This is a genomic window from Alcanivorax sp., from assembly GCF_002733835.1.
Classification (GTDB): domain Bacteria; phylum Pseudomonadota; class Gammaproteobacteria; order Pseudomonadales; family Alcanivoracaceae; genus Alcanivorax.
Genome location: NZ_NVWY01000006.1, coordinates 49173 through 69028, shown reverse-complemented (window position 1 = coordinate 69028; position 19856 = coordinate 49173). Strand labels below are relative to the sequence as shown.

At 59.3% G+C, this 19856-nt stretch carries 16 protein-coding genes and 1 other RNA gene; 4 read left to right on the top strand and 13 right to left on the bottom strand.

Translation table 11 applies throughout. The features are described from left to right. Positions 1 to 7 precede the first annotated feature (7 nt). Positions 8 to 754 carry a 2,3-diphosphoglycerate-dependent phosphoglycerate mutase gene (gpmA, locus tag COA55_RS05145; RefSeq protein WP_290500895.1) on the top strand — a complete coding sequence of 249 codons (747 nt, stop codon included), beginning with the start codon at positions 8 to 10 and terminating at the stop codon, positions 752 to 754. 170 nt (positions 755 to 924) lie between these two features. Here gpmA and COA55_RS05140 read toward each other — a convergent pair whose 3' ends face one another. Genes COA55_RS05140 through COA55_RS05115 form a run of 6 tightly spaced genes read right to left on the bottom strand, consistent with a single transcriptional unit; the run spans position 925 to position 9816 of the window. Next, positions 925 to 4215, bottom strand: a complete 3291-nt coding sequence (locus COA55_RS05140; RefSeq protein WP_290500894.1) for an efflux RND transporter permease subunit — start codon at positions 4213 to 4215, stop codon at positions 925 to 927. Beyond that, positions 4212 to 5396 carry an efflux RND transporter periplasmic adaptor subunit gene (locus tag COA55_RS05135; RefSeq protein ID WP_290500893.1) on the bottom strand — a complete coding sequence of 395 codons (1185 nt, stop codon included), beginning with the start codon at positions 5394 to 5396 and terminating at the stop codon, positions 4212 to 4214. The genes COA55_RS05140 and COA55_RS05135 overlap by 4 nt, the downstream gene beginning before the upstream one ends. Further along, positions 5393 to 6397, bottom strand: a complete 1005-nt coding sequence (locus COA55_RS05130; RefSeq protein ID WP_290500892.1) for a hypothetical protein — start codon at positions 6395 to 6397, stop codon at positions 5393 to 5395. Before COA55_RS05130 ends, COA55_RS05135 begins: the two co-directional genes overlap by 4 nt. After that, positions 6394 to 7485, bottom strand: coding sequence for a hypothetical protein (locus COA55_RS05125; protein ID WP_290500891.1), 1092 nt, complete (start codon positions 7483 to 7485; stop codon positions 6394 to 6396). Before COA55_RS05125 ends, COA55_RS05130 begins: the two co-directional genes overlap by 4 nt. Further along, positions 7482 to 9107 (bottom strand): GH3 auxin-responsive promoter family protein, encoded by a 1626-nt coding sequence (locus COA55_RS05120; RefSeq protein WP_290500890.1) that lies wholly within the window; start codon positions 9105 to 9107, stop codon positions 7482 to 7484. The genes COA55_RS05125 and COA55_RS05120 overlap by 4 nt, the downstream gene beginning before the upstream one ends. Before the next feature lie 13 nt (positions 9108 to 9120). Beyond that, positions 9121 to 9816: a hypothetical protein gene (locus tag COA55_RS05115; RefSeq protein ID WP_290500889.1), complete on the bottom strand. Its 696-nt coding sequence runs from the start codon at positions 9814 to 9816 to the stop codon at positions 9121 to 9123. Between the two features lie 281 nt (positions 9817 to 10097). Between COA55_RS05115 and COA55_RS05110 the strand changes: the two genes are divergently transcribed. Further along, positions 10098 to 11156 carry an AraC family transcriptional regulator gene (locus COA55_RS05110; RefSeq protein WP_063519942.1) on the top strand — a complete coding sequence of 353 codons (1059 nt, stop codon included), beginning with the start codon at positions 10098 to 10100 and terminating at the stop codon, positions 11154 to 11156. A 164-nt stretch (positions 11157 to 11320) separates the two neighbouring features. Next, on the top strand, positions 11321 to 12313 hold the full coding sequence (locus COA55_RS05105; RefSeq protein WP_290500888.1) for a putative solute-binding protein: 993 nt from the start codon (positions 11321 to 11323) through the stop codon (positions 12311 to 12313). Positions 12314 to 12481: 168 nt separating this feature from the next. On the opposite strand, the gene COA55_RS05100 is transcribed toward COA55_RS05105, so the two are convergent. From COA55_RS05100 to ffs, 5 genes are all read right to left on the bottom strand, one after another. Next, positions 12482 to 13624 carry an acyl-CoA dehydrogenase family protein gene (locus COA55_RS05100; RefSeq protein WP_063519944.1) on the bottom strand — a complete coding sequence of 381 codons (1143 nt, stop codon included), beginning with the start codon at positions 13622 to 13624 and terminating at the stop codon, positions 12482 to 12484. Between the two features lie 159 nt (positions 13625 to 13783). Next, a complete protein-coding gene (gene recR / locus COA55_RS05095; RefSeq protein ID WP_007149477.1) occupies positions 13784 to 14386 on the bottom strand; it encodes a recombination mediator RecR in 603 nt (200 codons plus the stop codon). Between the two features lie 24 nt (positions 14387 to 14410). After that, a complete protein-coding gene (locus COA55_RS05090) occupies positions 14411 to 14728 on the bottom strand; it encodes a YbaB/EbfC family nucleoid-associated protein (protein ID WP_290500887.1) in 318 nt (105 codons plus the stop codon). Positions 14729 to 14941: 213 nt separating this feature from the next. Then, positions 14942 to 16834: a DNA polymerase III subunit gamma/tau gene (gene dnaX / locus COA55_RS05085; RefSeq protein WP_290500886.1), complete on the bottom strand. Its 1893-nt coding sequence runs from the start codon at positions 16832 to 16834 to the stop codon at positions 14942 to 14944. A 144-nt stretch (positions 16835 to 16978) separates the two neighbouring features. Beyond that, positions 16979 to 17075: signal recognition particle sRNA small type (gene ffs / locus COA55_RS05080), an RNA gene on the bottom strand. Positions 17076 to 17301: 226 nt separating this feature from the next. Here ffs and gap point away from each other — a divergent pair. Then, the gene (gene gap / locus COA55_RS05075; protein ID WP_290500885.1) at positions 17302 to 18327 is read left to right on the top strand and encodes a type I glyceraldehyde-3-phosphate dehydrogenase; all 1026 of its coding nucleotides are present in this window, start codon (positions 17302 to 17304) and stop codon (positions 18325 to 18327) included. A gap of 174 nt (positions 18328 to 18501) precedes the next feature. Here gap and COA55_RS05070 read toward each other — a convergent pair whose 3' ends face one another. Continuing rightward, positions 18502 to 19020 (bottom strand): hypothetical protein, encoded by a 519-nt coding sequence (locus COA55_RS05070; RefSeq protein WP_290500884.1) that lies wholly within the window; start codon positions 19018 to 19020, stop codon positions 18502 to 18504. A 281-nt stretch (positions 19021 to 19301) separates the two neighbouring features. Continuing rightward, on the bottom strand, positions 19302 to 19751 hold the full coding sequence (locus COA55_RS05065) for an Hsp20 family protein (RefSeq protein ID WP_155136092.1): 450 nt from the start codon (positions 19749 to 19751) through the stop codon (positions 19302 to 19304). Between the last annotated feature and the right edge of the window lie 105 nt (positions 19752 to 19856).

Here is a 19856-nt window from a genome sequence, read left to right as displayed (position 1 = left end):
AACGCTAATGAGCACGAAACTGGTACTGGTCCGCCACGGCCAGAGCGTATGGAACAAGGAAAATCGCTTCACCGGCTGGAAAGACGTGGATCTGACCGATCAAGGCCGCGAGGAAGCCCGCACCGCAGGCGAGCTGCTGAAGGAAGCCGGCTTTGAGTTTGATGTGGCTTACACTTCAGTGCTCAAGCGTGCGATCCGCACCCTGTGGAGCATTCTGGACAACATGGACCAGATGTGGATTCCGGTGATCCGTGACTACCGCCTCAATGAACGCCACTACGGTGCCCTGCAGGGCCTGAACAAGGCGGAAACTGCCGCCAAGTACGGGGATGACCAGGTACATATCTGGCGTCGCAGCTACGATACGCCACCGCCGAAAATGGAGCGCGATGACGAGCGTTATGCCGGCAACTTCCGGGTGTACAAGGACCTGAGCGAAGCGCAGATCCCCCTGTCAGAAAGCCTGAAAGACACAGTCGACCGCTTCGTGCCTTACTTCGAAAGCGACATCAAACCGCAAATCGAAGCCGGCAAACAGGTACTGATCTGCGCCCACGGCAACAGCCTGCGCGCGCTGGTGAAATACCTGGGTGACATTTCCGACGAGGAAATCGTCAAGCTCAACATCCCCACCGGCGTGCCGATGGTCTACGAGCTGGACGACGACCTGAAGCCCATCAAGAACTACTACCTGGGCGACGCAGAAGCGGCTGCAAAAGCAGCGGAAGCGGTGGCCAATCAAGGTAAGGCGTAAAAAGAGACGCAACAGGCTCCACGCGGCACGCCACAACGCGTACAACCGCAACGCTTGCTGTTAACGAAGAGGCCGCGCCCCTGCTTGGGGTGCGGCCTCTTGCGTTCATGGGATTTGCTTGGCGGCTGACGCCAAAAACCTGACGCACCAAGCCCCGCCAGAAACCTGCATCACTGCGCGCCTGCCTGGCCTTGCAGGTAATCCTGCCGGCCTGCCTCCCAGGCGGAGCCCAGCACGGCATCGTGATACGGGTTGTCCCCTGCCCATCCTGCATACAAGCGGCCGCGTTCATAGGCCATCTCCACGGTATCCTGTTCCGATGCTTCCGGTGCTCGCCAGCGGGCCAGCCAGCGGGTGACCAGCCCCTTCACATCATTGGATATCACCAACAGGCTGGGCACTAACAGCAAGCTCACCAGGGTGGCAAACAGCACCCCGAAGGCCAGCGAGACAGCCATGGGTATCAGGAAGCGGGCTTGCACGCTGGTTTCCAGCATCAGCGGTGCGACACCGGCAAAGGTGGTGATGGACGTCAACATCACTGGCCGCAACCGCCCGCTCACACCACGAATCACCGCATCGCGCAACGACGCGCCTTTTTCCCGCAGGTCGTTGATGGCATCGAGCAATACCAGGTTGTCATTCACCACCACGCCGCTCACCGCGATGATTCCCACCAGCGACCACAGTGTCACGCTGTAACCCAGCAGAAAATGCCCCATAAAGGCCCCCACCAGGCCAAACGGAATCGCCGCCATCACCAGCAAGGGCTGACCATAACCGCCGAACAGAATGGTGAGCAGGAAGAAGATTGCGGCCAATGCAATCAGATAGCTTATCGACAGGTGTGACAGGAAGTCCTTGATCGCCGCCTGCTTGCCCGCCACCGTCCAGCCGGCTTTATCGTCAGCGGCCATCATCGGATCCAGCAGCGCCTTGCGCAGCTCCGCCATCGCCAGAGCCGGGGACGTGGCATGCTCATCCACAAAGGCACTCACCGTGGCGCTGCGGCGCCCATCGTAATGGCTGATCATGGCTGGCGCCTGGCGACGCGATAGCGAGGCCACGGCGGCGAGCACGGTCATTTCACCGTCGGCCAGTTGCACCGGCATCCGTTCCAGATCGGTAATCTGGCGGCTGTCGGCCTGGGCCAGCCGCAGCATCACCGGCACCTCCTGGTCCTGCTCGAACCAGCGGTCCAGTTCGATGCCATGGAACGCATTGCGCACCTGCGCCCCCACTTGCTCGGCGCGCAAGCCGGCTCGCTCCCCTTCTTCACGCAGGTTGATATCCACAATAGTTCGCTGGGCATGCAGATTATTGGCCACCTCATGAACCCCCTCCATGCGCGTCAACGCCAACGCCACCTGTTCACTCATACGCTGCAACGTAGCCAGATCCGGGTGGAACAAATTGATATGAATGTCCGGCTTCACCTGCATCAGGCTGGCATGGAACTTCACCGATAACGCATCGGCGATCACCCCGTGCTGGTCACGCCAACGCCGTGCGATTTCCCGCGGCGGCATGGCGCTGGTATCACCGCTGATCGCCAGGGTCACCCGAACCCGATATCGCGCACCGGGATCACGGGCGTTGGAGGTTTTCTGGCGCACGCCCTGTTCGGCAAACACCGCATCGATGTGGATCGGTGCCTCGGCTTGATCATCATCAACGCCCTCTGCCAGCTGACGTGCCAGGGTATGGGCGGAGTCTTCCAGCTCGCGCACTTCCCGGGCCAGGCGCAGGTCGCCGGTCCCCTGCGGGAACACCACTTCCGCCATCACCCGATCCCCTTCTACCCGTGAGAACAGCACCATGGTCAGCCAGCCGCTGTTGACCAGCGCACAGCAGAAAATAAACAGGCCCACGAACACCACCACCAGCACATAGCGCCAATGCAGGCAGCGCCGCAGAATGGGCCGGGCGCGCCGGTCCAGCCAATGCTCCAGACCATCGTTAAGCCGTGTGGCCAGTTGTTCGGATTTCAGCCACAGCCCCCGCGCCGGGCGATCGTGGCTCAAGTGGGCCGGCAAAATCCACAGGGACTCCACCAACGACAGCAGCAAGATGGTGATCGAGACGATGGGGATAACCCGCATCAATGCCCCTTCCGGCCCCGGCAGAAACAACAAGGGGGCAAAGGCAAAAAGCGTGGTCATCACCGCAAACAAAATCGGCTTCGCCACCCGTTGCGCCCCACTGATAGCGGCTTGCCCACCGGTCAGCCCCTGGCGGCGTTGGTGATCAATGCTTTCGCCCACGATCACCGCATCATCCACCACAATCCCCAGCACCAGAATAAAGGCGAACAGGGAGATGGTGTTGAAGGACTCACCCAGCAACGGCAGCATGGCGCAGGCGCCGAGCATGCACACGGGAATCCCCAGCGCCACCCAGCCCGCCAGCCGCAGGGTCAGGAAGATGGCCAGCATGAGCGTCAGCAGTACCAGGCCTTGCAAGGCGTTACGCCAAAGCAGGTTGGAGCGCTCACTGAATTGGCGGGCATCATCACTCCACACCTGCAACCCGACACCGGGGGGCAAGTCCGCCTCAGCCAGGTAGTTACGCACCGCTCCGGCCACATCCAGCACGTTCTGATCGCCTACCCGATACACATCCAGCGCCACCGCCGGTTTGCCATCCAGCCAGGCGGCCTGGGTGTCCCGGGAAAAGCCGTCCTGCACCTGGGCCACATCGCCCAGTTTCAACAAGTCGCCCTGGTCCGACTGGCGGATCACCAGCTGCTCATAAGCACGGGCATCACCGGGCTGTTCGCCGGTCTGCAGCAGCCAGTCGCCCTTGTCGCTGCGCAACACACCACCGGCGATGCGCTGCACGCTCTGGCTGGCTGCAGCCGCAATGCCATCCAGCGTCAGCTCGTAGCGATACAGGTCATCCCGGGAAACCAGCAGCGCCATTTCCCGTTCCGGCAGGTTTTCAATATCCACGCTGGAAATAGCATCACGGTTGAGAAGTTGCCGGCGAACCCGGTTGCCCAGCTGGTACAAGTCCGTGCGTGACAAGGAGCCACTAAGCAACAACCGCACCACCCGGTTACGCACAATCAGCTCCTGCACTCGCGGGCGGGCGGCTCCCTTGGGCAGGTTATCCAGAGCATCCAGGCGCGTGCGGATCTGCTCCAGCACATCGCCCGTGTCATGCCCTTCCAGCACATCCAGCTGCACGCTGCATAACCCCTCACGGGATTCGCTGATCAGCTCGGTACCGCCCTCCACATCGTCCACCGCCGTTTCCACCGGCGTACAGACCAGCGATTCCACGGTTTCCGGGGTGGCCTGGGGGTACGCCACATAAATGCCGATGCGGTCCAGCGGCACATTGGGCAGGGTTTCCTGACGGGTATGGGGAATGGCCAGCAGCCCTGCCAGCAGCAGGGTCATCATCAACAGGTTGGCAACCGCCCCATTTCTGGCGAACCAGGCAATGGAACGATTCATGGATGTCCCTCACCACGGTTTTCGCTGTTATGGGCCAGACCAGTCTGGGCCGGACGCGGATCGATCCGCATGCCTTCCAGCAATTGCAGGTCACCGGCCAACACCACCGACGTCGCGCTGTTAACCCCATCGTGGAGGTAGAGGTTGTCACTGTCCTGATGCAGTATCGCCACCTGCTGACGGCGCAAGCGCTGGTCGTCGTCCAGCACCCAAACGGACTGGTCACCGGCCTGGGCAGAACGGGGCAGCACCGCCACCGCCGGCGTCGCGGCACCGCGCAGTTCCGCCTGCACCAGCACACCGGGTTCCAGCGGCAATGACTGACCGTCGTTGGCGACCTGCACGATCAGGTACATCATCTGGTTGCGGTTCAGCCCCCCTTCACGGCGCACCACCTTGCCCTCCCAGTGCCCCTCCCGCCCCGCGAAACGGCCGGTAAGGATCACACTGACCGCCTCCAGAGTGCTGTCATCACCAGGCACGATACCCAGCAAGCCCAGCCACTCATCACGGACCGGCAGGCGAATTTCCACCTGATCTTCCTGGTACAGCTGGGCCAGCTTGCTGCCCGCCTGCACATGTTGCCCTGCCATCACCTGTACAGCTTTCAGGCGCCCGCTGATCGGCGCCAGCAATTCGGTCTGTTCCTGGTTACGCTCCGCCTGACGCAGGCTGGCACGGGCGGCACTCAGCCGGCTTAAGGCTTCGTCCAGTTGCGGCTCGAACCGCCCCAGCGCCGATGAGCGCCCGGAAGCCCCGGACACCCGCGCCTTGGCCCGGGTCTGGGCCAGGTGCAGACGCGCCGCATGGACACTGTTCTGACGCGAGGTGACCTCCAGAGCAAAAGGCTCCGGATCCAGCTTGAGCAACACATCGCCTGCAGCCACTCGCCCACCATCGGCAAACGCCGGCGCTACCTCCTGAATTCGCCCGGAGACCTCAAGACTCAACGGCAGGTCGTGGCGCGCCGTGGCCTGGCCCTGACTGAACACCGGAATCACCACATCCCGCCAATCCACGGTGATGGTATTGAGGGCCAACACGCTATCCTTGGCCTTGGCCGGCGGGGGGGCCGGCGGCACCAGATAAAGTGAGAAAACGGCCATCACCATGGCCAGGGTGGCCAGCAACGCCACCAGTGTCCGCAAGCTGAGGGAACGCAAACCGGCAGGCAATTTCATTCAACCACTCCCAGCCAATTAACCCAGCGCTGCAAGCACTGGCGTACCGTGGCTTGCGGCACGCCCAGGGAAGAGTGCACTTTCAGGGACAGGCTCATACAGCCATTTACCACAATCACACCATTCGCGACCGGATGGCTCGGGCTGCCCGGGCCACAGCAGGCAAACACGGTATCTTTGGGCATCCCGGCGGAGGCAAAGTCCATTTCCCACTCACCCAGGCTGGAAAAAGACCCGCAGTGCCGGGTGCCTTTCTGCAAACGCCCACACAACCAGTTCACCCCCCGCTGGCCAATCAAGCGGCCAATACGTGCCAGGTGCCAATACCGCCAGTGCACATTGGCCTTGAGGTAGCCGCGCACGGAGCGGTCCAGCCTGGCGGCCTTGTCCTCATGGTCCACAGTGAGATAGAACGCGCTGGACAGGTTCATGTCCTCACGCAACATGGGCACCACACCGCGCATGTTCACCGGAAAGCACCAGCTACCGGCAATGCCGTGCAACATCAGGGTGTCACAGACCGCCCGGTGCAATGCCAGCAACAGCAGGCTGTTCACGGATACCTTGTGCTGGTGGGCTCGCTGATACAGCGCGCGGGTCTGCGCCGGATTCAACCATTGCACGCAGACCGGGCTGGCTTCGATCGCTTCAGGTTCTGCTTGCCCAGCCAAGTCCCGCCAGCGGCGCCACACCGGTTCCACCGCAGGCAGGTCGTCCGGCAACCGTTGCCAACGCTGCCACCAGCGCGGTGCCTGCTTCTGGCGGCTCAGTGGCATGGCCGGCGGGGTCACCCCGCGTTGTTTCAAGGCCTGGGTAATGCCGCCCACCCCATCATGGTCCCGATGGCGCAAGGCGACGGTGTCGCGTTCACCGCTGTACGGATCGATGAAGATAAATTCTATGCGATCATCAATACCCAGCCCGGCTCGGGCGCGGTACCACATGCCGATATAATCCACCGGCGGCCGGGACGACAATGCTCTGGCTGGCAAGGTATTCACAGGCGCGCCACTTCCACATAGGGCAGGCGGTCATCCAGTTGCGCCCGGGGGTCACCGTCGTAGCTCACCAGAAAGTGATCACTCAATAACAGACGGCGGCGGTAGCGTGCCGGCACACGTGCCAGAGGATCCTGGGCAAAGAAACCACACACCAGGGCATCATATCGACCATGAAAACGGTCCACGGCGTGATCCAGCAACAGACGCAGCAACTCGGGCTGGTTATCTTCCACCACCACACTGTGCAAGGTGAGATAGGACAAGATGCCACCGGGCGCAGGCAGCTTCATGCCACCGCGTAAAACGCTATGGGTATTGTAGAGGTGGCGCAAAACCCGCAGACCCCGTGCATAACCCAAGACGCGCGTCTGCTTTATGCCCTGCTGATCCCAGAATCCCAGCAACCCCTTCAGCTGCCCATTGACCCACAGCCCAAGAAAGCTCTCCGGGTTCAGTCCGTAGCAATAAGCGTCACCGCGTACCCGGCAAACATCCCAGTAGGGAAAGAACTGCTTGCTGGCCCCTTCCCGTTGCAGCAACGCTGCCATGGCAGGCAGGTTGGCTTCACCGGTTTGCCGAATTTGCACATCTTTTGGCAACCGCTGATGGCGCGCCCGGGTATACACCAGGCTGGTCTCGATAGTGCCATGGGGGTAATAGGTGGGCAGCCCGGCACGGCCACTGGCCACGGACCCCAGTGAGGCCTCGTTGTCGCGCAGCACCGTGGTCTGCATCCACTCCCCCTCAGACAACTGCTTGCGCAACTGGCGGAACAGGCGGTGCAGAACCAGGCCATTACGAAATTGCGGTGCGATACGTAAATCGTGTGCATAGCGGATCGGTTTGACCTCGCCATTCACCCACAGGTGGCGCCAGCCCACATTGTAGACAGCACCCAGTTCACCGGCGCCCCCCTTGGGCTCAGCCACCCACACGTCTGGCTGTTCGCAGGTCACCTGAGCGCCCCGGAAGTAATCCGGGTTCCGCTCAAAATTCAGGGTCACTGCACCGTGTTGTGGCGTCCCCTGCAACAGCGCCAGGATGGCTCCGTTATCCTGGTCACAGGCAGGCCGTATGCGATAACTCATACCGGCACCCCGCAATCTTGCGCTTGTGCCGTACGCGCTTCCAGCCAGGTTGGTAGCGCCCCTGCCCAATACTGCAGGGACTCCATTTTGATATTGCCTTCGATCATGCCGCGTTGACGGCAGTGCTGCAGATAACGCTCACGCATGCCCGGATGGATAACGCAGCGCAAAGGGGCCAGCTGCCCCAGGTTGCGTGCCAACTGGTAATGAAAATGCAGCTGCAACGCTGACTCCATCTGCACCGCTATGTGCTGCGCTACGGCCAGGTTTTCCCCTTCCAGTAACAGCACATAACCAGGTAAACCCTGCGCGGATTGATCCACCGCCACCGTGCATACCGGTAGTAATTCCTCCGGCAACGCCAGGGCCGCCATGGCACCATCCACAGCCGCCGCCGTCATTTTTTCGCCAACCAGATCAGTGGTTCCTGCTCGACCAAGGAAACGCAGGCTGGGAATACCGCCGACAAAATCATCCACTTCCACCAGATCGTTCAGGCGATAGCGCAATAAGCCACTGCCGGTACTCATCAACGGCATGACCTGCTGCCCGGCCTCCAGTTGCCAGGGAGCGAAAATACGGCCATCGGTGGGATCCTGAAATTCATACACGTGGCTGCGATACGCCAGTGGATAACGGCCCGCATAGGGAATGGTAACTACGCCTTCGGTGGCCCATAGTCCTTTGCCCTGAAACGCGGCCTGGGGAAGTAACGCATGGAGCTCTTTTGCCCACGGCGTGGAGGCCGCCGTATCCCAGGCACTCACCAGCGCCAGTTTCGGCCACAGCGCCATCAGAAAATCCGCGTTTAAGCGGCCGTCCCACTCACGCAGCAAGGCTGCCGCTTGCGGAGACCAGGGGCAGGAGTCCACGGCACCACCAAGCATGCGGTTTCCCCAGCGCCCGGTGTTGAGTACCTCTGCAAGTTCCTCTCGCCACTGCGCTATGGCACGCAACATCCCCAGCCCGAAAGTAGGACTCCAGATCGAAAGCATGGATAAAGACGGGTCGCTAACCAGATACGCAAGGGTGGCAAACAGGGAATCATCAGAGGTTCTCGCCAACGCCACATCCTGCGGCACACACTGGGTTGCCCCGGCCAGCAGGCGCTTGCCCATGGACATCAACTGGATGTCGTCATTCACGTCCTCACGCATATTGTCGCGCAGCGAGGTGGGCACCCAGGACATGGACCAGTAATGACGCCCTTGAACCAGTCGGGGGTACTGCCGGTACAAATCCACAATCCAGGGGCTGATGGCCGCATCCAGTTCACCGAGAAACTGGCGGGTATAGGGAATCCATTTAATCGCGGACGTGGAGCCACTGGTTGGCTGGCAGCGAACCAAAGGGGAATCGATCAACTGGCAATCACCTTGCTCCCGCGACAAGGTGATTGCGTCGGCCCATTGCTCATAATCCGTAACCGGCTGCCGGTCAGCGAAGGTTTCCCATGACCAATCTGCCTGAATGGCGTTGCTACGCCCCAGCGGGCTGGCCGCCACCCGCTTGAGCAGCGCGGCCTGTTTCTGCCGCTGTACCGATTCCAGCCGCTCTCGGCCAGCCGCAAAACGACGCTCACCTGGCCAGGCGGCCAGCTTCAGAAGACGATGTCCAAACATGATTTTTCCCGGCTTATTCGCAGGCCACAGTTGCCACTGCAGGCTTGGTTTTACGGCGCTGTTTTTGCCATAGCTGGAAGGGGTAGCTAACCAGGAGCTTCAGATTAACCTGCCCAATACAGGGCAATTCCGTACCGCGCTGCCAGGAAGGATTCCGCTTTTCAAAAAACTGGATTTTTGCATTGCCCAAACGCATCTCATCAGAAATTCCCGCCACATCGGATTTCAGGTGCGTATAGCCTTCACCAAAATCAAGAAGGCGGCGTTTATTGCAATAGTAATCAGCGAATAGCGATTGGCAGTACGCATCAACCAAGGGGGCGAGTCGCTGATTCCTGCCTTCCGGATTGGGATAATAATTATGGAAATTATTTGCCAGCAGCAGGTAAGTTTTATATCCCTTGGAAATCAACAACCAGAACATGGGACGGAACGGGTGACGTATTTTTTCGCGAATCATCCGGAAGAAAAACTTCACCTGGAGGGCTTTACTGCCCCAGTATTGTTCTTCAATGATGGTATCACCACTAAATACCCCTTTTACCCTGCGCCCCTCCACATTCATGTCGAGAACCTTCAGGGTAGAAAAACCAACCACGCGCTTGGTTTTTCTCTCTTCCACTAAAAAAACGCCACTCTTTTCCACCATGTCCTGGCAAAAAATATCCAAACTTATATTTTCGTAGTAGCCAGAATAAATCTCATACATTCTTCGCATTATGGGTACCGATACCTTGGACAAAGGTAGATATCGGGCTTTCAGGCTAGATGCATTTTCCCGTTGCATTTTCCCGCTCCATGTTTATTTTTATGCGTTAAAAAGCGGTGCTCATGATCTACATGGACCGTGATTTACTTAATAGTCAAAGCGGCCATTTTTTTGTTAAAAATGGCAACACTGGTTTAAGCCAGCAACAATAACGCGCTCTATGAGATGCGCATCACAACTAAAATAACAACAATGTCAGGCCACATGGCCAAGGCAGAAAAATGAAAAATAATGGGATGGCACTGGACGTTCCGCTAATTTCTATCCGCTATGCCCGCCGTTTCTTACGGTTCACACAAAAACATGGATTAAGTGGAACTACCGTACTCAAAGAAGCCAACATCGACCCCGCTTTATTGAATAACCCTGATGCTTACCTGACCATGAGACAGCTACTCGCCATGCTGCGTCATGCTGACTCTCTTCTCAAAGACGACACCGCCTCATTTCGCTTCGGTCAGGAGCTGGATTTACAGGGCCATGGTCTGTTGGGTTTTGCTCTGCTTCGCCAACAGGATTATCGCAAGCTGGTCAACATGGTGGTGCAATATCTGCGCGTTTCATTACCCATCATGGATATGGAGATCCACTGCACCGGCGAAGACATTTCCATCCGCCTGCATGACAGCTGGGATCTCGGTGAGCTAAGGCCCTTTGTTACCAACATCTACATGGGCAGCATTCATGCATTGGCATCGCTTGTCTGTCGCCACTTTACCTTTGAATACGACTTCCCCTGCTCGGCCAAGGCCTCCAGTTTTCAACACCTGGGCGAAGGCATCGAAATGAAATTCAACTGCGATCACAACCGCGTTCTGCTTCCGCTATCCGGCCGGCAAGTTCGTGATGATGACGCCTCAGTGGCCAACTATCTGGCCACTGCCCGCTCCCAGGAGCAGGCCCAGGGCGATGAAAGCCTCAAGGTAGTTATTCAGGTACGCCATGAAATCCGCAACGCTCCCGGGCGTGACAGCACCCTGGAACGGGTAGCAGCCCGGCTGGGGATGAGCCCTCGCTCTGTACGCCGCCACTTAAGCTTGTCCGGGTTTGCTTTCAGTGGGCTTCGCAACGAAATTCGTGAAATGTTTGCCACCCGCTATCTGGTAGATACCGATATGGCACTGGAAAAAATTGCCGATTATCTGGGCTACAGCGACCAGGCCAGTTTCAGCAAGGCATACCGGGGCTGGACCGGGCACACCCCTGGAGAGGTCCGCCGCAAAGCAAAAATCCCCCCTCCTTCCTGGGACAGCACCGAAGATGCACACCAGAACAGATGATGCCCATGCGCCCGACAGCGGGACACCGGCTACGCCGGGCCATTGACTTAATATCCCGCATTCCTGACGCTTGGTGTTTTTGCTTTCCCCGATTCTGGCACTAGTATCGGGAAACGCTCCCGGCGTCAGCCAAAATACTAGCAATAACAATCAGGAAGAGACTGATGAAGAAGCTGTTCACCGCCGTTGTCACGGCCTGTGCGCTCACTGCCTCCCTCTCCGTGCAGGCAGAGACCATCAAACGCAAAATCTGTGTATTCGACATTGTCGGCAACGTGGGCCCGGTCATGGGTGCCATGAAAGACTGGAAAGCCGCCGCACTGGACTGGGGCCTGGAAACCGAGCTGGTCCCCTACACTAACGAAGCCATTGCGGCAGAAGATTTGAAAGCCGGGGTTTGTGACGCCTCCCTGATTACCGGCATCCGCGGCCGGGCGTTCAACAAATACGCCGGTACTGTCGACTCCATTGGTGCCATCCCTACCATGGACCACATGAAGGTGGTGCTGCAGGTGCTGGCCCACCCCCAGAGCGCAGACAAACTGTCCCAGGGCTCCTACCAGATCATGGGGATTGCACCCGCCGGGGCAGCCTATATTTTCGTCAACGACCGCCAGGTGAACTCCCTGGCCAAAGCGGCCGGCAAGAAAGTGGCGGTACTGGAATACGATGAGACCCAGGCCAAACTGGTTTCCCAGGTCGGCGCCACACCGGTTGCCTCAGACATCACCAACTTCTCCACCAAGTTCAACAACGGGGTGGTGGACGTGATCGCTGCGCCGCTGGTCGCCTACAACGCGCTGGAACTCTACAAGGGCCTGAGCCCGGACGGTGGCATCATCAACTACCCGCTGGCCCAGCTGACCATTCAGCTGATCGCCAAGAAAGATAAATTCCCGGCGGAAATGGCGCAAAAGTCGCGGGAGTATTTCTACAACAACCTGCACCGCATCACCGACCAACTGGATAAAGAAGCCCAACACGTGGACAAACACTGGTGGGTAGAAATTCCCGATGCAGACAAGGCTGAGTACGAAGTGATGATGCAGGAAGCACGCAACCAGCTTCGTGACGAAGGCTACTACGACCCGGATATGCTCGGCTTGCTGCGCAAGGTTCGCTGCAAGATGGCACCGGCACGGGCGGAGTGTACCTAACAGCCGGGAGCTTCTAGCTACGAGCTTTAACGCGATTGAGCTTGTTTCCGCAGGAAAGCAAAGAGGCCGCGCCCAAACTTATTGGGCGCGGCCTCTTGCGTTTCGGGACCAAAAATCTTTACCGTTTTGAAGCTAGCAGCTCGTAGCTAGAAGCTCGTAACTAATAATTCAAAGCCCCATCTGCTTGGCGATCACTTCGTTCATGATTTCGTGGGTGCCACCGCCAATGGACAGAATCCGGTTGTCGCGAAACAAACGCTCCACCACCGTGCCACGCATGTAACCGCTGCCGCCGAAGAGTTGTACGGCGTCATAGGTCACTCTGTCTGCGCAGCGTGTTGCCACATTCTTCGCCATGGACACATCCAGCACACAGTTTTCACCGGCCGCGATCCGGGCCGCCACCCGGTAGGTAAATTCAGTGCTGGCTTTCACATCCGTGGCCATTTCCGCCAGCTTGTGGCGAGTCACCTGAAAGCCGGCAAGGGGACGACCAAAGGCTTCCCGCTCCTTCACATACTTCATGGCTTCATCCAGCGCCAATTGAGCCGTGCTGTTTGCCGTCACCGCCAGAATCAAACGTTCCATCTGGAAATTGCTCATGATGCAATAAAAGCCACCATTTTCCGGGCCGATCAAGTTCTCCGCTGGCACCCGGCAATCTTCGAAAAACAGCTCGGCCGTGTCAGAGGCCCACCAACCCATTTTTTTCAGCTTGCGCCCCACCGTAAAGCCCGGCGTGCCTTTCTCGATCAGCAACAGGCTGATGCCGCCGTATCCCTTGTCGCCGGTACGGACCGCCACGGTGTAATAATCCGCTCGCACACCACTGGTGATAAAAGTCTTGGCGCCGTTCACCACATAGTGATCGCCATCTCGCACGGCACGGGTTTGCAGGTTCGCCACATCAGAACCACCATTGGGCTCGGTGATGGCCAGGGCGGAGATTTTGTCGCCATTAATCACCTCGGGAATAACCCGTTGCTTCATGGCATCACTGCCCCATTTCCAGACCGGTGGCAGCCCGATATCCAGCGATCCCAGGCTTGCGCAAAGTCCGCCCGATGAGCAACGCACCAATTCTTCGCAGGCGGCGATTTTCATGAAGACGTCTTCGCCCGTCCCACCAAACTCCTCCGGCGCATTGATACCCAGAATGCCCGCATTCGCTGCCGTCTTGTACAACTCCCGGGGGAATTCCCCTGCTTCTTCCCAGTCATCCACCTCCGGGAGGATTTCCCGCTCAACGAATTTGCGGACGGTATCTCGCACCATCTGGTGGGTTTCATTGAAATAGTTCAGGGCGCTCACTGGACCTCCTTGGATTATTGGATTGCGCACAACCTAGCGCTTGCTTGGTCCAACCATAACAGAAAGCCGCCAAGGGAAACCAGACGAAACCGCGGCTTGTGTTTACGGGTAGAAAAGGAGATTTACGCTTTCGATAGCCCCCAAGGAAGGGGCCCTTTATCAGGCGTCAAAGGGCCTGCGACCTCTCAGCGCCTGGGCCAGGGTAGCGCCATCAACGAATTCAAGCTCACCGCCCATGGGCACCCCCTGGGCGATGCGGCTGACACCCACTCCCGCGTCCTGGGCCAGGTCCAGTACATAATGGGCTGTGGCTTCGCCTTCCACAGTCGTGCCAGTAGCCAGAATCAACTCGCTGATCTGCCCTTCATTAAGACGTTGTTCAAGCACATCCAGCCCCAACTCACGGGGGCCCACACCGTCCAGCGGCGAGAGTTCCCCCATCAACACGAAGTACTGGCCCCGGTATTCGCCGGACTGCTCAAATGCCAGCACATCCCCGGGGGTGGCAACGATGCAGACCAGCGAGGCATCGCGACGCGGATCATCGCAGACAGGGCAAAGTTCTGCTTCAGCATAGTTCCGGCAACGCTGACAATGCTGCACGCCGTCCATGGCCGCGTGCAGTGCATCGCCTAACCGGCGCCCGGATTCACGCCCCCGGTCCAGCAACGCATAGGCCATGCGTTGAGCGGAGCGCGGGCCAACCCCGGGCAGGCAAGTAAAGGCGTTGATAAGCTGGTCGACCAGCGGCGCGTGTTTCACAATCTCGGCGTCTCGTCGGTGAGCTTACGGTTTGAAGCCAGGCGGGAAGGGAAAGCCACCCGCCATGTTCTGCATGTTGTCCTGCTGCTGTTTTTCCACCCGGCGTACCGCATCATTCACCGCGGCGGCAAGCAGGTCTTCCAGCAATTCCTTGTCTTCGCTCATCAGGCTGTTATCAATATCCACGCCTTTCACATCGTGCCGACCGTTCATGGTGACTTTCACCAGGCCCGCACCGGACTCGCCCACCACTTCACTGTTGGCGGCCTCGTCCTGCATTTTCTTCATCTTCTCCTGCATTGCCTGAGCCTGCTGCATGAGATTGTTAATATCGAAATCCATGGTTTGCTCCAAATTAACGCATGACGCATGACGCATGACGCATGACGCATGACGCATGACGCATGACGCATGACGCATGACGCATGACGCATGACGCATGACGCATGACGCATGATCAGTCTAAAAGCATCGCTGCCGCGTCAAGCCTGTTGCGCTCTTTGCTTGTGATTTTGATTGTAGCGTCCGGCGTCATGCATCTCGCTTCCAGCGTACTTATTCCACTGTCTCTTTCGGGGTGACGCTTTCTTCGTCCAATCGTCCCGCAAAGGTTGTGACCAACTGCTGCACCACCGGGTCGGCGTGCAGGGTATCCTTCGCCTGGGCCAGCAATTCCTGCCGGCGCGCTTCGGCCATTACCTCCGGGGTCGCGCCCGGCTGCTGCTCAAATTCCACCTGAACCTGAATGCGTCGCTGGAAGTAATTGCCCAGCGCACCGCTCAATTCCTCCAGCCGCTCCTTGTTGACCAGCACCTGATGCCCGGGGCTGATGCGCAGCGTCCAGACGCTTTCCTCACGGCTGATCAGCACCGCATTGCGGGCGATATTGCGCACCGTGCCATCCACGTCCAGGCGCAACAACAAGGCGGCCCACCAGGTGGCCACTTCCGCCTCACTAGTCGGCTCCGCCAGCGGCGCCAGGTTTTCTGGCTCAGGAGCGGGCTCTGCGTCTGGCCCAGGTTCGCTCTGCGCCGGGGTCGCCACTGGTGAAGCCTCAGCAACAGGCTCTGCCTGGTGCGCTTCCACCTGGGCCAGGGCAGCCGAGGCCGAGGGAGACGCAGAAACCGGCGTCTCATCCCAGGGCGGGGCGTCATCCGCAGACGCAGGTGCCAGCGTCTCTACCGGAGCCGCTTGCTGAGCGGGCGCGGATGTCACCGTGGCAGGAGCCGGCTCGGGGGGCCGAGCAGCAGGTTCTGAATGAGACGCAGCGGCAGGCGGGCTGTTCAGCAGGGCACGCAAATCCGGCTTACCGCCGGGCTCTGCCGACGGCGCTGCCGCTTCAGGCTTTTTTGCGGCGGGGCTGTCCCCCTGCACCAGCACGCCCTTGGGCGTAAACAGCACCATGCGCAACAACAACATCTCCAGTGCGGCGCGGCTATCGGGGGCATCCTGCAAATCACGACGGCCCCGCAGGGCCACGTCGTAATACAGTTGAATCTGTTCCGCAGTGAGTGCAGCCGCCAGCTGTTGCTGGGTCTCGTCATAGCTGCCGGGCACCGCCTGGCACACCGCCAGCTGGTGAAGCTGGCTGATCAGTTCATCCAGCAAGGCCAGCTCGCCGGGGCAATGCTCGCTGACCGTCGCCAACGCCTGCAGCACACCACCGGGCTCCTGCTCCGCCAGCGCCACCAGCAGCGTCAGGACGTGGTTGCGGTCCACCGTACCCAGCATGGCGTTCACCGCCTCACTGCTGAGTTGCTCACTGCCGAAAGCGATCGCCTGATCCGTCAGGCTCAACGCATCGCGCATGGAACCCTGAGCCGCTTTACCCAACGACAGCAGCGCCGGCTCTTCGTAGCGAATCATTTCCTTGTCGAGCAAGGCTTTCAGATGCCCGGCAATCTGCTCGGCCGGCAACGCCTTGAGGCTGAACTGCAAACAGCGGGACAGCACGGTCACCGGCAGTTTCTGCGGATCAGTGGTAGCCAGCAGGAATTTCACATGGGGAGGCGGTTCTTCCAGGGTTTTCAGCAACGCATTGAACGAATGCGCCGAGAGCATGTGCACCTCATCGATCAGGTACACCTTGTAGCGGCCCCGGGTCGGTGCGTACTGCACGTTGTCGAGCAATTCGCGAGTGTCTTCCACCTTGGTACGGCTGGCCGCATCCACTTCGATCAGATCCACGAAGCGCCCGTCGGTAATTTCCTGACAGGTAGGGCATACGCCGCAAGGGCGGGCACTGACACCCTGCTCACAGTTCAGGCAGCGGGACAGAATACGGGCAATGGTGGTTTTCCCCACCCCGCGTGTACCGGTGAACAGGTAGGCATGGTGCAGCCGATCCTGATCCAGGGCATGCATCAGGGCCCGTGAAACGTGCTCCTGCCCCACCAGTTCATCAAAGGTACGGGGGCGGTATTTACGGGCAAGGACCTGATAACTCATAGCACTCCAGCGGCAATCATGGCCACCAATACAAAGGGATTGGAATCAGAGCGCTTATGCTATCGAAGTTCCCGGGGGGAGGACAGTGGGAGAAGCGTGTTACGTGAAAGCGAGCGGCATGTAGCGGAGAGATTAGAGCGGTCTTCCCGCCAGCCGCACCCCGGCACACAAGTCCACTGCTACCGTTGCTCCCTTCCGGGCCTGGCGGGGTTCGCAGCTTATCGTTGCGGGGGGACCGACGGGTCGACCATAACGCGTTTCGGGCATGGCAGCCGCGAAACGAGCGCGCATTGTGGCGAATGCCCACGGCTATTGCAAGAGAACAGCGGGGCCTGGGCGTTCATCTGACTAAAGCTTGAGCAGGCTGGCCCTGTCCTGGCCGCAGGACTAGACTCGAAGTAGCAAGAGCAGGGTCGCCAGCAAGTCGCAAGCGCCCTGCCCGGCCTATCCGCGGACAGGGAGGCACCATGAACAACAGTCCCGCTATTCGCATTGCCATCAATGGTTTCGGCCGCATCGGCCGCTGCCTCGTTCGGGCCCTTAGTGAACACCCGGCACGGGAGCGTTTTGAACTGGTCGCCATCAATGACCTGGCCGATTTCAATGTGCTTGCCCACCTGCTTGCCTTCGACACCACCCACGGCCGCTGGCCCTATTCCGTGCATTATGACGGCGACGCCATGGAGATTGATGGCCGCCGGGTCCCCTGCTACGCCACCACCGATCTGGACCAGTTACCCTGGGGCGAGCACTCGGTGGATCTGGTGCTGGAGTGCAGTGGTCGCTACAAGCAGCACGCACAGCTCCAGGGCCATCTGGACGCTGGCGCCCGCCGCGTGCTGGTGAGCTACCCGGTGGACGATGCCGACGCCATGGTGGTTTACGGGGTTAACCACGGCCTGCTTGATGATAGCCAGCAGATCGTTTCCAACGCTTCCTGCACCACCAACTGCCTGGCGCCATTGGTGGATGTGCTCGACCGAGCTTTCACCGTGAAACAGGGGCTGATGACCACCATCCACAGCTACACCAATGACCAGAACCTGGTGGACAAGGCCCACGGGGATTTACTGCGGGCGCGGGCAGCGGCGGTGAACATGATCCCCACCGGTACCGGGGCCGCCAGGGCGGTGGGCAAAGTGCTGCCGCATCTGGCCGGGCGACTGGACGGCATGGCGGTACGCGTGCCCACGCTGAATGTGTCGCTGGTAGATGTGACGCTACTGCTGGAACAGCCCGTCACGGTGGAGGATATCCATGAGAGCCTAAGCAATGCCGCCCATGGGGGGTTGCAGGGGGTATTGGCGATGAACCATCTGGCGCTGGTTTCCAGCGACTTCAATCATCTGCCCTATTCCTGTGTGGTGGACACCAACCACACACGGCTACTGGGGCCCCAGTTGAAACTGCTGGCCTGGTACGACAACGAATGGGGGTTCAGCCACCGCATGCTGGACGTGGCGGGGTATTGGATGGATAAAGTTGACGCCTGACGCCTGACGCCTGACGCCTGACGCCTGACGCCTGACGCCTGACGCCTGACGCCTGACGCCTGACGCCTGACGCCTGACGCCTGACGCCAATCAGTATAAGGATCACTTGTCGCGTCAAGCAGCCTGGCGGTGATTTCTTTGTCCGGCGTCCTGCATCTGGCCTCCGGCGTTCACTCAATCAAACGGACTGAAGTGCTCTTCCCGGCCGGCTTCTTCCGCCTCATGGCGATGACCATGCATGACCTTTTCCACCTTGGTGGCCTGCAGATCGTCATCGGCATCCACCATCATCAGGTAATCACCCTGCTCTACCCGGTCGATATACGGAGACAGGTGATGGTTGGTAGACGAGACGCCGCGCAAGCCACCCAGCCAGGCGCCAAAACAGGTACCAAACAGGGTCGCTCCGATAATGGCGCCACTCTCCAGATTGGCTCCCCAGGGATCAAGCCCTGCCAGCAAGAAGCCGCCGAACAAACCAGCCGCCATGCCAATAAGCGCACCGAGAAATCCCGAATGCATGATGTCGGTTTCTTCCCACGGGGTGGTGCCGTGTACATGAGCCTGGGCGATGGCCATGGTGTCGGTGCCCATGACATGCAGGCGGTTTTCACCGATCCCTGCCTGACGCAGTTCACCGGTAATGCCCTGAACAGACGCGAGTGATTTGGTGAAATAGTAGAGTCGTTTCATTGCTGCCTCTCCCTGTGGCGAACAAATGGCGAACAATCCACCGTTTTGTGCGCGTAGTGTGAAATACGCAAACCGAACTGTGCGCCAGTCTTCCTGACCGACAGTGTTTCCGAATGCTGCTCACTGTCGTGATCAGATCCTTTTGCGATAACCACACCACCCGGTTGTTCCATCCGGTTATTGGTGCAGCTTTTGCCTTTATCTACTCCCGAAACTAACAAAAAGGGGCCATTACGGCCCCTTTACTGTGTCACAAAAACCGCGTCACAGAATGTGAGCGATTAATTACTTTTTGTAGGTGTCGGCGCACCGTCAACCGGGATCACACGGGGCTTTTTCTCTTCCGGCACCACTCGGGTCAACGTCACGGTAAGCAGGCCATCCTCCAGCCCTGCCGCCTCCACTTCCACGTGGTCGGCCAGCTTGAAAGTTCGCTCGAAAGCCCGGCGGGCAATACCGCGGTGTAGCCAGGTACGCTCGCTGTCCTGTTCCGTCTTCAGGTTACCGCGAATGCGCAGTTCATTTTCCTGCACGGTGATATCCAGGTCGCTGCGCGCAAAGCCGGCCATGGCCATCACAATACGGTAGCGGCCATCACTTTCGCGGATGATGTCGTAAGGGGGGTAGCCATTGGACTGGTCAGCACGCAGTGCCGCGTCCAGCAGCTCATCGAAACGGTCAAAGCCCACAGAATGGCGAAACAACGGGGCGAGGGAAAATCCGGTATTCATCACACTATCCTCATTCCAATCTCACCAGCAGACCCCGCAGGCGTCCGCTGGAAAACGGTTTAAAAATGGTTGATGTGACACGGAGCCGCCGGCAGTCCTCAAGAC